The 11673-nt window shown below is 36.4% G+C and carries 14 protein-coding genes; 10 read left to right on the forward strand and 4 right to left on the reverse strand.

Translation table 11 applies throughout. The features are described from left to right. Window positions 1-16: 16 nt before the first annotated feature. On the reverse strand, window positions 17-619 hold the full coding sequence (locus ATCC51562_RS06705; protein ID WP_021091486.1) for an MBL fold metallo-hydrolase: 603 nt from the start codon (window positions 617-619) through the stop codon (window positions 17-19). 120 nt (window positions 620-739) lie between these two features. Here ATCC51562_RS06705 and ATCC51562_RS06710 point away from each other — a divergent pair, with 120 nt between their 5' ends. The 6 genes from ATCC51562_RS06710 to kdsB are packed head-to-tail and all read left to right on the forward strand — an operon-like array spanning window position 740 to window position 6065. Then, window positions 740-1477, forward strand: a complete 738-nt coding sequence (locus ATCC51562_RS06710; protein ID WP_021091516.1) for an NAD+ synthase — start codon at window positions 740-742, stop codon at window positions 1475-1477. Between the two features lie 10 nt (window positions 1478-1487). Continuing rightward, window positions 1488-2618, forward strand: coding sequence for a DegT/DnrJ/EryC1/StrS family aminotransferase (locus ATCC51562_RS06715; protein ID WP_021091466.1), 1131 nt, complete (start codon window positions 1488-1490; stop codon window positions 2616-2618). Next, on the forward strand, window positions 2611-3546 hold the full coding sequence (locus ATCC51562_RS06720; protein ID WP_021091510.1) for a tetraacyldisaccharide 4'-kinase: 936 nt from the start codon (window positions 2611-2613) through the stop codon (window positions 3544-3546). The genes ATCC51562_RS06715 and ATCC51562_RS06720 overlap by 8 nt, the downstream gene beginning before the upstream one ends. A gap of 34 nt (window positions 3547-3580) precedes the next feature. After that, on the forward strand, window positions 3581-3895 hold the full coding sequence (gene cutA / locus ATCC51562_RS10000) for a divalent cation tolerance protein CutA (protein WP_035167521.1): 315 nt from the start codon (window positions 3581-3583) through the stop codon (window positions 3893-3895). Continuing rightward, window positions 3892-5355, forward strand: coding sequence for a threonine synthase (thrC, locus tag ATCC51562_RS06730; RefSeq protein ID WP_035167523.1), 1464 nt, complete (start codon window positions 3892-3894; stop codon window positions 5353-5355). The genes cutA and thrC overlap by 4 nt, the downstream gene beginning before the upstream one ends. Next, complete coding sequence (gene kdsB / locus ATCC51562_RS06735) at window positions 5352-6065, forward strand: 3-deoxy-manno-octulosonate cytidylyltransferase (protein WP_021091451.1); 714 nt, start codon at window positions 5352-5354, stop codon at window positions 6063-6065. The genes thrC and kdsB overlap by 4 nt, the downstream gene beginning before the upstream one ends. Window positions 6066-6170: 105 nt before the next feature. On the opposite strand, the gene ATCC51562_RS09745 is transcribed toward kdsB, so the two are convergent. Both ATCC51562_RS09745 and ATCC51562_RS06740 read right to left on the reverse strand, forming a co-directional pair. Beyond that, window positions 6171-6344 carry a hypothetical protein gene (locus tag ATCC51562_RS09745; protein ID WP_021091517.1) on the reverse strand — a complete coding sequence of 58 codons (174 nt, stop codon included), beginning with the start codon at window positions 6342-6344 and terminating at the stop codon, window positions 6171-6173. Beyond that, window positions 6345-6590 carry a hypothetical protein gene (locus ATCC51562_RS06740; RefSeq protein WP_021091530.1) on the reverse strand — a complete coding sequence of 82 codons (246 nt, stop codon included), beginning with the start codon at window positions 6588-6590 and terminating at the stop codon, window positions 6345-6347. A 349-nt stretch (window positions 6591-6939) separates the two neighbouring features. Here ATCC51562_RS06740 and ATCC51562_RS06745 point away from each other — a divergent pair, with 349 nt between their 5' ends. From ATCC51562_RS06745 to ATCC51562_RS06760, 4 genes are all read left to right on the forward strand, one after another. After that, window positions 6940-7734: an HrcA family transcriptional regulator gene (locus tag ATCC51562_RS06745; RefSeq protein ID WP_035167535.1), complete on the forward strand. Its 795-nt coding sequence runs from the start codon at window positions 6940-6942 to the stop codon at window positions 7732-7734. Continuing rightward, window positions 7731-8273 (forward strand): nucleotide exchange factor GrpE, encoded by a 543-nt coding sequence (gene grpE, locus ATCC51562_RS06750; RefSeq protein WP_021091438.1) that lies wholly within the window; start codon window positions 7731-7733, stop codon window positions 8271-8273. The genes ATCC51562_RS06745 and grpE overlap by 4 nt, the downstream gene beginning before the upstream one ends. 35 nt (window positions 8274-8308) lie before the next feature. After that, window positions 8309-10183 (forward strand): molecular chaperone DnaK, encoded by a 1875-nt coding sequence (gene dnaK / locus ATCC51562_RS06755; protein WP_021091424.1) that lies wholly within the window; start codon window positions 8309-8311, stop codon window positions 10181-10183. Between the two features lie 125 nt (window positions 10184-10308). Next, window positions 10309-10740 (forward strand): hypothetical protein, encoded by a 432-nt coding sequence (locus ATCC51562_RS06760; RefSeq protein WP_021091448.1) that lies wholly within the window; start codon window positions 10309-10311, stop codon window positions 10738-10740. Between the two features lie 50 nt (window positions 10741-10790). On the opposite strand, the gene ppk2 is transcribed toward ATCC51562_RS06760, so the two are convergent. Next, window positions 10791-11600, reverse strand: coding sequence for a polyphosphate kinase 2 (ppk2, locus tag ATCC51562_RS06765; RefSeq protein ID WP_021091543.1), 810 nt, complete (start codon window positions 11598-11600; stop codon window positions 10791-10793). Between the last annotated feature and the right edge of the window lie 73 nt (window positions 11601-11673).

Consider the following 11673-nt stretch of genomic DNA (forward strand, 5'->3'; position numbering starts at 1 on the left):
AATACCACCTAAATTTTTAACTAATTTTTACTATATCTATCCAATAATCAATATTGTTTTGCTCGGCCTTTAGTGTACTACCTTCTCCGTGTCCTGGATAAAGCGTGAAGTTGCCTTTTAAATTTTTACACTTTCCTAGACTTTTTAACATTTCATTTTTATCTGAAAAAGGAAAATCCCAGCGTCCTATGCTCCCTCTAAATAAAAAATCCCCACTAAACATCATGTCATCTATCTCTATCATCGAGCAGCCTGGTGTATGTCCTGGAAAATGATGAAATTTAATACAAAAATCATCAACGTTAAAATTTTCATCATTATCAACCAAAACATCTGGAGTAAAAGTATTTTTCATATAACCAAAAATATCACTCTCGCACATGAAAGCATCAAATTTATTAATATAAACTGGAATTTCTAGCTCATCTTTTAATTCACCAGCATCAAAAATATGATCAAAATGCCCATGAGTACAAAGGATGGCTTTTAAATTTTTGGCATTTTGTAAAACCCATTCTTTTGCCCCATCTCCTGGATCTATCACTAAAGATGAATCATTTTTTGTAACGATGTAACAATTAGTGCCAAAATCTCCAAAACTTTTGTGTATTACTCTCATTTTTTACCTTAAATTTATTATTTCTTAAAATTTTGCATCTTTTTACCTAAACTTAAAGAAAAATTTTAAATTTAATGAGTATAATTTTTGCAAAAGGAAGCAAATCTAGGCAAAGGAAGAATGAAGGAGTATCAAAAGATCGAAGAAACTTTAGTTTTAAGCTTAAAAGATAAAACTAAAGATAAAAATTTGTTGTTGGGTGTTAGTGGAGGTATTGATTCTGCTGTAGTAGCGACTTTGTGTGCAAGAGCAAAACCAAATGAAACTCATGCGCTCATCATGCCAACAGCATCATCAAACAGACAAAATATGGACGATGCCTTAAATTTATGTGAAAAACTAAACATAAAATATAAGGTTTTATCCATAGAGGGTATTTTAAATGCCTTTTACGAAACGATAGATGTAAATTTAAGCAATTTAAGAAAAGGGAATTTAGCAGCTAGAGTTAGAATGAGCTTGCTTTATGATTATTCATCTAGTATAAACGCTCTAGTTATCGGAACAAGCAACAAAAGTGAGCTTATGCTTGGATACGGTACGATATTTGGGGATTTAGCATGTGCGATAAATCCTATCGGAGAGCTTTACAAAAGTGAAATTTTTGAATTTGCAAAACATCTTGGGGTTGATAAAAATTTTATTGACAAAGCACCTTCGGCTGATTTGTGGGATGGACAAAATGACGAAGGCGATATAGGTTACAGTTATGCTGTTATCGATGAGATTTTAGAAAATTTAGAAAATAACAAGGAGCAAATCATCAAAAAGTTTGGATTAAAAGCAGTATCGGATATAGAAAATAGAGTTGTTTCAAACAGGTTTAAACGACAAATGCCGTTGATAGTGAAAATTTAAAGGATTAAAGATGAGAGAGATTCCGTTTTATAGACCAACTATCACTGAGCGTGAAAGTGAGCTTATTGAGGAGGCTTTGCACTCTGAAAATACTACTAATATCGTTGCTAGATTTGAAGAGAAGTTAAAAGAGTATTTTGGTGCAAAATTTGTAGTTACCACAAATAATATCGCAGCCGCACATCACTTGGCACTAAGCGCGCTTGACACTAAACGCGGAGATAAGGTCATTTGCTCCATAAATGCTTTTCCTAGCATTGCACAAGCTGTTAGACATTTTGATGCTGAACCTATTTTTGTGGATGTTGATGAAGAAGATTTTAATATCTGCCCAGACGCCCTTGAGAAAGTGCTAAAAGAGCAAAATCACAAAAAATTAAAATGTGCTTTTATATCTCATATCGCAGGTCAAAGTGCCAGGATGGATGAGATAACGGCTATTTGTGAGAAATACGGCGTAAAAATTTTAGATGATGCAAACCGCGGTATGGGCTTAACATACAATGGCAAAAAAGTTGGCTCAGACTCTTTTTTGTCATGCTTTCAGACACATTCGCGTGTACAAAATCCTATATCAACGGTTGGATTTTTTACGACAAATGATGAGGAAATTTATAAAAGAGCAAAACTACTTCGCAACTATGCTCTTGTAAATGGCATTGATAAATTTGGTAGCTTGAGTTATATTTATGATGTCGTTGATATTGGCTTAAAGTATGATATAAACTCGATAAATGCAGCATTTTCTATTGCACAGCTAGAAAGAACAGATAAGCTCATACAAAGAAGACAAGAGATCGCAAAAATTTATGATAAAGAGCTTGGCGAGTGCCACAATATAACAATCCCTGTCAAAAAACGCGAGCACATTTATACTCAGTATATTATTAAGATAAATAAAAATCGTGACGGCTTTGCTAGAGAGCTTTTGGAACACGGCATTCACACATCATTGCACTACATACCGATACATTTACTAAGCTATTACAAAAACAAATACTCACTTAAAGTAAATGATTTTCCAAATGCTTTAAAAAATTATCAGCAAGTGTTGTCACTGCCTATTTATCATAGTTTGAGTGACGAAGAGGTGCAATACATCTGCAGCAAAGTAAAAGAAATTTCTAAAACTCGTGTTTAAGAAATTAAATATTTTTTTGCATTCTTGGGCGAATGACTACTTCTTTCGCCCAAATTTCTTTCAAATTTTACTAGCATTTTTACTTTTGCCATTAAGTTTTATCTATTTTCTTATTGTTGTTCTTAAGAAATTTACTGCTAGAAAAATAGACTTTGGCATAAAGATAATAAGCGTGGGAAATTTGACACTTGGAGGAAGTGGTAAGACCCCGCTTTGCGTGGCAATTGCTAAAAATTTCGAAGGTGCTTTTATCATTCTTAGAGGCTATAAAAGAAAAAGCAAAGGCATGCAAGTTGTCGCTCGAAATGGCGAAATTTTACTTGACGTAGCAGCAAGTGGCGATGAGGCGATGATATATGCCACAAGTCTTAAAAACGCAAATGTTATCGTGAGCGAAGATAGAAAAGTAGCCATAAAGTACGCCAAAACGCATGGTGCGAAGTATATTTTGCTTGATGATGGTTTTTCTAAATTTGACATAGCCAAATTTGACATTCTAGTACGCCCAAACCCAGAGCCAAGACTAAAATTTTGCTTACCAAGCGGGGCTTATAGATATCCATTTAGCTTTTATAAATTTGCTGATTTTATCGCTAGTGAAGGACAAACTCATTTTAGAAAGAGTGAAATTTTAAATAAAAGCGAAAAAATGGTTCTAGTAACGGCCATAGCAAACCCAGAGCGCCTCAAGCCATTTTTTGATGAGTGCATAGCTCGCGTCTTTTTTCCTGACCATTATGATTTTTCAAAAGATGAACTAAGTGAAATTTTGCAAAGTTACGGTGCGACCTCGCTTTTGATGACGCAAAAGGACTATGTAAAGGCAAAGGACTTTGGGCTGAGAGTATCGCTTGTAACGCTTGAAGTTACGCTAAGTGAAGAGTTTAAAAAGGTTTTAGAGCGACAAATTAAGCCCAGTTTGTTATAATGAGCCACTTTTTAAAAGGAAAATTTAGATCAAAATGAGAATTTTAATCACCTCAGTCGCAAAGAAAAAAGAGGCGAAAAAACTAAGCAAAAAGCTCGTGAAAAAGGGCTTTGCAGCTTGCGTGAGTAGCTTTAGCGCAAAGAGCATTTATCTTTGGCAAGAGAAGCTTTGTGATGAAAAAGAGCAAATTTTACTCATAAAAACGGACGTGAAATTTAAAAAAGTAGCTAAATTTATAAAAAAGCACCACAGCTACGAAACCCCAGAAATTTTGGCACTTAAGCCAAAAGAGATATTTAAAAAATATGAAATTTGGATAAAAAAATCAACTAAAAAAGGCAAAAAATGAGACTAACACCAACTAGAAGCGTGAAAGATGAAAAGGTAAAAAATGTAAATTTAAGCACAGCCATGCTTAGCCCAAGCTCCGCTCATGGCGGACTTTACGCGCCAAAAAAGCTTCCAAAAATAACAAAACCAAAGTGGCAAGAGCTCTCACAATTAAGCTACGAGAAACTCGCACTTCATATCATCTCTCTATTTAAATTTGATGTATCTGAGGCTTTTTTCAAAAAGGCGGTCAAAAGATATGCAAGCTTTGATGATCCAAAGCACCCAGTCATTTTTAAAAAAATAGATAAAAATTTATACGTAAATGAGCTCTATCACGGCCCAACAAGGGCGTTTAAGGATATGGCGCTTCAGCCTTTTGGCTCGCTGCTTAGCCAGCTAGCCAAAGAGAGGGGTGAAAGATACCTTATCATGTGCGCAACTAGCGGCGACACTGGACCTGCGACACTTCAAACCTTTGCAAATGATGAAAATATAAAGGTCGTCTGCCTCTATCCAGATGGCGGCACGAGCGAGGTACAAAAACTACAAATGCAGACCATGCAGGGTGAAAATTTAAAGGTTTTTGGCATAAAAGGCGACTTTGACGACGCTCAAAGAGCACTAAAAACGCTGCTCGCAAATGATAAATTTAAGGCCGAGCTTAAGAAAAAGCGCCTTAAGCTAAGCGCGGCAAACTCGGTAAATTTTGGCAGAATTCTCTTTCAGATCATCTATCACGCCTACGCCTACGCAAATTTGCTAAAACAAAAGGCGCTTAAGGCAAACGAGAGCTTTGACATCATCGTGCCAAGTGGAAATTTTGGCAACGCTCTTGGGGCGTATTACGCTAAAAAAATGGGCGCAAAGATCGGCAAGATCAAGATCGCCTCAAACGCAAACAACATCTTGACACAGTTTTTCACCACTGGCGTTTACGACCTAAGAGACAAAAAGCTGGTTAAGACGATAAGCCCAGCCATGGACATTTTAATAAGCTCAAACGTCGAGCGCTTGCTATTTGATAAATTTGGCAGTGTTAGAGCTAATGAGCTTATGCAAAGCCTAGCTAAAAATAAATTTTATAAGCTTAGCAAGCAAGAGCTTGAAGCGCTACAAGAGGACTTTGAGGCTAGCTGGTGCGACGATAAAGAGTGCGAGGCATACATCGCAAAGCTCGCAAAGGACGGCTACGCGATCGATCCGCATACGGCTACTTGCTTTAAGATGGTGGATGCTGGCCGCATAAACGTCATCACATCGACCGCGCACTGGGTGAAATTTACGCCAAGCATGATCAAAGCATGCCAGATCAAAGATACAAAAGATGAAAAAGATGCGCTCGCAAAGACCGCTAAAATTTTAAATGACATCGTGCCAAGCTCGATAAACTCGCTATTTAGCGCGAAAATTTTACATAAAAACATCATAAAAGAAGACGAGATTGAAAAGTGCGTCCTAGAATGGATCGAGCGATGATAATCATCCCAGCTCGCCTTGCCTCAACAAGGTTTAGTAATAAAATTTTAAAAGAGATAAACGGCGTGCCGATGTTTGTGGCGACGGCTCTTAGAGTAAGCGGCGTGGACGATGTGGCGGTTGCGGTGGATGAGCCAAGCGTGCTTGATATCGCCAAGGCTCACGGCATAAAAGCGGTGCTAACTAGCAAAGATCATCAAAGTGGCACTGATAGGATAAACGAAGCGGCGCAAATTTTGGGACTAAGTGAGAGCGAGATCATCATAAATGTTCAGGCTGATGAGCCATTTATCGAGCCTGAAAATATCGCTAAATTTAGGGCATTTTGCGAGCAAAATAAAGAGAAAGCCTTTATGTTTTCTTGTTATAAAAAGATGGACGATGAGTTTGCGGATGATAAAAATTTGGTCAAAGTGGTGACTGATTTTGAGGGCTATGCGCTTTATTTTTCAAGATCAAGGATACCATTTAACAGAAGCGAGTGCAAAAGCTACAAGGCGCACCTTGGCATCTACGGATACAGCGTAAAGAGCCTAAATGAGTTTTGTGGCCTCTTGCCTTCAAGCCTTGAAAACACCGAGAAGCTCGAGCAGTTGCGTGCCCTAGAAAATGGCAAAAAGATAGCGATGCTAGAGGTTGAAAGTCAAAGTATCGGCATCGATAGCGAAGAGGACTACCAAAGAGCGCTTGCTAAATTTGGTAAGAAATAAGTCGGCAAATTCTCCTTAAATAAAGTCAATATTTAAGGAGAATTTATCTAAATTATTAATCTTTAAATGCAGTAGAAAATATTTTTCTACTCAAATAATATAAAACTAATTTTTCTTGATTTTTATTTTTTTAATTCTGTCTTTAACTACGTAAAATTTCAAAATCGCACTCGAGTAAAAGTCTTTATAGAAACCTAAAAATTTAGGCTCTTTCTTAGTGCAGATAGCTGCAAATACGCTCTCAAGGTCTATTCTCTCTTTTTGTGTCAAATTTTCCATCTATTTTCCTAACAACTTTCTCATCTTATTGATAACAAATAATATTTCATCATCGTCAAGCTCACATAGTAGCTTACAAACTGCAGTAGCAGCTTGTGGCTTTGAGTTGCCAAGCCTCCAATCTTGATATGTTCTCATTGGTACACCAAGCTCTTTTGCCATTTTTGCTTGTGAAATTTTCTTACCGATATTTTTTGCCTCAACTGCATTATGAAGTAAATTAAATATATCACTTGTTTCAATCATTAAAGTATTATACGGATTATTTTATTAAATATACATAAAATAATATATAAATAATAGTAATACGTATAAATAAATTAAAATATATTATATATTATACTATAAAACATTATATTAATACGTAAAAACGTATAAAAATATTAGAACATAGAGGTAATATAAAAGACTTTTAAGTTTGTTTAATTGTTTTTTTTGTAATTTTATTTTCGGAAAGGCTTATGCAATTAATATTAAAAAAGCTTAGTTATATAGACTAAATATATATAAATAAATTATTTTAACTTAAATACTTGACATTGATAAACTAAAGTTGTATAATCCGCTTAGCAATTAAAAAGAAAGAGTGCTAAAAGTGAGTAAAACAAATAAACGTGATTTGATACTAAATTCTATCATCAAGGCTTATTTACAAGATAATATGCCTATTGGTTCAAACGAGCTTGGCTCTCGTATGAGCGCGGCTATTCCGGCTTCTACGATACGCGTTTATTTCAAAAAGCTTTCAGACGAAGGCGAGATCACCAAGCTTCATATAAGTGGCGGTCGGATACCGACAATTGCTGCGATGAGAAGATATTGGAGTGAAATTTTTGCTATAAGTGATATAAACTTAGAGATAAATGATGCCGAAATACTGAAGAAGCTATGCGATGAATTTGAGCTTTACTGCATGATTTTTGGCACAATCGATAATGAATTGCTAGAAATTTTAAATTTAAATGATAGATATATGATCTTAAATTTTGGTGAAGATGAGATCGTTATTAAATTTGATGCTAGGATGTATAAATTTTTAAGTAATCTTGCTGGAGTTAGTTTAAACAAGCTTGAGCTTATCTGCTCTCAAGTTGGTTTAAGCGAACTAAAAAGCAAAATAAGAGAGCTTAAAAGGACTAAAATTTACTTCCAAGAAAATGAAATTTTAGCCTTTGATATGTTTAAGGATAGACGTTTTAAGATGGTTTTTGACCCAAGTTTTAGTCTGCAAATGGATGAAAAACTTACATTTTCTCCTATGTTTGATGAAAATTTTATGGGACTTAAATTTAGTGCGAACTATCTTGGTAACGAAGCACAGATGGTCTGTGCTGGCAGTATTTATACTGACTATGTGAAATTTATAAATCTAATAAAGGAGGCTGCGTGAGCGAAGAGGTAAAAGAGCAAAACCTACCTGAGGTTGAGCCTGTGCAAGAACTAGCTAATGATAGTGTAAATTTGGACGCGCTTGGCGATATTTCAAAGATTGAAAAACTTGAAAAAGAGCTTGGGGAGATAACTGATAAATATTATAGAGCAAATGCTGAGTTTGAAAATATCAAAAAGCGTTATGAAAAAGAGAAAACGGACGTTGCAAACTATGCAAATGAGAAATTTGCTAGGGATTTGCTACCGGTCATCGATGCTCTTGAGATCGCTGCAAATTTTGATCCAGAGGATGATGAATTTGCCAAAAAGATCAAAGAGGGCATTTTGATAACTATAAATCAGTTTAAAAAGTGCTTTGAAAAGCATGGCGTAAGCGAGATACCAACTGATACCGAGTTTGATCCAAGCGTGCATAATGCTGTTTTAAGGGTCGATAGCGAGGAGAAGCAGAGTGGTCAAATCGTGCAAGCTTTGCAAAAAGGCTATATGATAAATGGTAGGGTCTTGCGCCCAGCTATGGTCAGTGTGGCAAACTAAATTTATAAAAATAAAATCTAATAAAAAGGAAAAATATGTCAAAAGTTATAGGTATAGACTTAGGTACAACAAACTCTTGTGTGAGCGTTTTTGAGCGCGGCGAGAGCAAGGTTATCCCAAACAAAGAGGGCAAAAACACAACTCCATCAGTTGTTGCTTTCACAGACAAGGGTGAAATTCTAGTAGGTGACGTTGCAAAACGTCAAGCAGTTACAAACCCTGAAAAAACGATATATTCTATCAAACGTATCATGGGTTTGATGAGTAATGAAAAAAATGCTGAAGAGGCAAAGGCTCGCTTGCCATATCATGTCGTAGATAGAAACGGTGCTTGCGCGGTTGAGATCGCTGGTAAGGTCTATACTCCGCAAGAAATTTCAGCAAAAATTCTTATCAAACTAAAAGAAGATGCTGAAGCATATCTTGGCGAGAAGGTAACAGATGCGGTTATCACAGTGCCAGCTTACTTTAACGATAGCCAAAGAAAAGCTACAAAAGAGGCTGGAACGATCGCAGGACTAAACGTACTTCGCATCATCAATGAGCCAACAGCTGCAGCACTTGCTTATGGTCTTGATAAAAAAGAGGCTGAGAAAATTTTAGTTTACGACCTAGGTGGTGGTACGTTTGACGTTACAGTGCTAGAAACTGGTGATAATATCGTTGAAGTTTTGGCAACTGGCGGTAACGCATTCTTGGGCGGCGATGACTTTGATAACAAGATAATTGACTGGCTAGTAAGCGAGTTTAAAAATGAAAATGGCATCGATCTAAAAGGCGATATCATGGCACTTCAACGCTTAAAAGAAGCTGCTGAAAATGCTAAAAAAGAGCTAAGCTCAGCTCAAGAGACTGAGATAAATTTACCATTTATCACAGCTGATGCAACTGGTCCAAAACACCTTGTTAAAAAGCTAACTCGTGCTAAATTTGAGGGCATGATCGACTCACTTGTGGGCGAGACTATCACTAAGATAAACGAGGTAACAAAAGACGCTGGTTTAAATAAAAGTGACATCAAAGAGGTCGTAATGGTCGGTGGTTCAACTCGTGTGCCACTAGTTCAAGAAGAGGTTAAAAAGGCATTTGGTAAAGAGCTAAATAAGAGTGTAAACCCTGACGAAGTCGTGGCTATCGGTGCTGCTATCCAAGGCGCTGTTATAAAAGGCGACGTTAAAGATGTGCTACTTCTTGACGTAACTCCACTTAGCCTTGGTATCGAGACACTTGGTGGCGTAATGACTAAGATCATCGAAAAAGGTACAACCATACCAACTAAAAAAAGCCAAGTTTTCTCAACTGCTGAAGATAACCAAAGTGCCGTTACTATCATGGTTTTACAAGGCGAGCGTGAGTTTGCAAGGGATAATAAATCACTTGGTAACTTCAACTTAGAGGGCATCCCAGCAGCTCCAAGAGGTGTTCCTCAAATCGAAGTTGAGTTTGACATTGACGCAAACGGAATTTTAACTGTTTCAGCAAAAGATAAAGCAACTGGCAAAGCCCAAAACATCACCATCTCTGGATCAAGTGGCTTAAGCGAAGAAGAGATAAACAATATGGTAAAAGATGCTGAGCTTCATAAAGAAGAGGACAAAAAACGTAAAGACGCAGTCGAAGCTAGAAACCAGGCTGACGCACTAGTTCATCAAACTGAAAAGAGCATGAGCGAGCTTGGCGAGAAAGTCCCAGCTGAAGATAGAAGTAACATCGAAGCTGCACTAAACGACCTAAAAGAGGTCTTAAAAGATGAAAATTCTTCAAAAGAGCAAATCGATGCAAAAGTAGAAGCTCTAAGCAAGGCCAGCCACAAACTAGCAGAAGCTATGTATAAAAAAGATGAAAACGCTGGTGCAAACGGCGGAAATAACAAAAAAGACGACGACGTCATAGACGCTGAAGTCGAGTAAAACTCCTAGAGCAGGGCGCTTGCCTTGCTCTTTTATAAATTTATCTTCATAAATTCTTAAAATTGATTCAAAATAAGCAGTTTAAATAGTTAAAATTTATATAATGCCAAGCAAAAAGGTGAAAAATGTATTTATTTTTTTTGATTACTCATTTAATTTGTGCCATTGTATTTATAGGATATGTATTTTTCGATGTTTGCATATATCCGTTTGCTAAAAAAACGGTTGATGCTAAAACCCTTGAAATAGTTAAAAAAGCCTATACAAAAGGCAGCGCAAAGGTATTTGGCACAGTATTTTTATTGCTTTTAATAAGTGGCGCTTATATGGCAAAAGACTATTTTGGAGGCGAGCTTGGCTGGTGGCAAAGCAACTTTCAAAAGCTACTACTTGTAAAAATTTTTGTTTTACTCATAATGTGCCTTGTAACTTTTATCTCTGTTTTTAATGTAGTTATTTTAAAAAAGCCTGATCCATTTGGTAAATTTTCACATTTAATAGCTCTAGTGCTTTGCCTGATAATGGTCGTTTTAGCAAAAGTAATGTGGTGGGCTTAAAGTTTAGCTAGCAAATCTAAGCAAATCGCTAGCTAGAAGTTAAAAATTCTTTAATCGATACTCTTTAACTTATCTTTATTTAGCCCTTCTTCTATGCGTTTTATCTCTTCACTTCCGTCTCTTACGACGTTTTTGTCAAATTCCAAGTAGTCATTTATCTTTTTTGGATATTCAACGTGACTTAGGATAAATTTAAAGACATTTAGCCTAGCTTCTTTTTTGTTATCGCTTGAGACGATGACCCATGGTGAAATGCTATTGTGAGAGGCAAGAAGCATAGAATATTTAGCGATAGAGTATTGATCCCAAAGTTCTTGTGCTTTTTGATCAACGGGTGAAATTTTAAACTGCTTTAACGGATCATTTTGTCTCTCTTTGAAGCGTTTTTTCTGCTCATCTTTTGTGATTGATAGATAAATTTTAAAGAAAATTATGCCAGAGTTTATGATCATCTCTTCAAATTTTGGCACTTCACGTAAAAATTCCTTATGCTCTTCTTGCGTGCAAAAGCCCATCACTGGCTCAACACCAGCTCTATTGTACCAGCTTCTATCAAAGATCACGATCTCTCCGGCACTTGGCAGATGAGTCACATATCTTTGAAAATACCACTGCGTTTTTTCGACATCACTTGGCTTAGCAAGCGCTACTATACGGCAACCTCTTGGATTTAGATGCTCAGTTAGGCGTTTTATCGTTCCTCCTTTACCGGCTGCGTCGCGCCCTTCCATTAACATAAGTACTCTAAGGCCTTTTTCTTTTACGTAATTTTGAAATTTTAAAAGTTCAATTTGAAGCAGTCTAAGCTCTTCCTCGTAGCCAAGTTTCTCACTTTTTTGGTGTTTTTTGTCTTTTGACATCTTTGCTCCTTTAAAATTTCACATATTTTCACGATTTTACAATAAAATAGAATAAATTTAGGAATTTAGACTA

The organism is Campylobacter concisus ATCC 51562, from assembly GCF_000466745.1.
GTDB classification, from domain to species: domain Bacteria; phylum Campylobacterota; class Campylobacteria; order Campylobacterales; family Campylobacteraceae; genus Campylobacter_A; species Campylobacter_A concisus_B.

Coding starts and splice junctions, on each gene's coding strand:
- ATCC51562_RS06705 (WP_021091486.1), bottom strand. CDS start 619: ATGAGAGTAATACACAAAAGTTTTGGAGATTTTGGCACTAATTGTTAC.
- ATCC51562_RS06710 (WP_021091516.1), top strand. CDS start 740: ATGAAGGAGTATCAAAAGATCGAAGAAACTTTAGTTTTAAGCTTAAAA.
- ATCC51562_RS06715 (WP_021091466.1), top strand. CDS start 1,488: ATGAGAGAGATTCCGTTTTATAGACCAACTATCACTGAGCGTGAAAGT.
- cutA (WP_035167521.1), top strand. CDS start 3,581: ATGAGAATTTTAATCACCTCAGTCGCAAAGAAAAAAGAGGCGAAAAAA.
- thrC (WP_035167523.1), top strand. CDS start 3,892: ATGAGACTAACACCAACTAGAAGCGTGAAAGATGAAAAGGTAAAAAAT.
- kdsB (WP_021091451.1), top strand. CDS start 5,352: ATGATAATCATCCCAGCTCGCCTTGCCTCAACAAGGTTTAGTAATAAA.
- ATCC51562_RS09745 (WP_021091517.1), bottom strand. CDS start 6,344: ATGGAAAATTTGACACAAAAAGAGAGAATAGACCTTGAGAGCGTATTT.
- ATCC51562_RS06740 (WP_021091530.1), bottom strand. CDS start 6,590: ATGATTGAAACAAGTGATATATTTAATTTACTTCATAATGCAGTTGAG.
- dnaK (WP_021091424.1), top strand. CDS start 8,309: ATGTCAAAAGTTATAGGTATAGACTTAGGTACAACAAACTCTTGTGTG.
- ATCC51562_RS06760 (WP_021091448.1), top strand. CDS start 10,309: ATGTATTTATTTTTTTTGATTACTCATTTAATTTGTGCCATTGTATTT.
- ppk2 (WP_021091543.1), bottom strand. CDS start 11,600: ATGTCAAAAGACAAAAAACACCAAAAAAGTGAGAAACTTGGCTACGAG.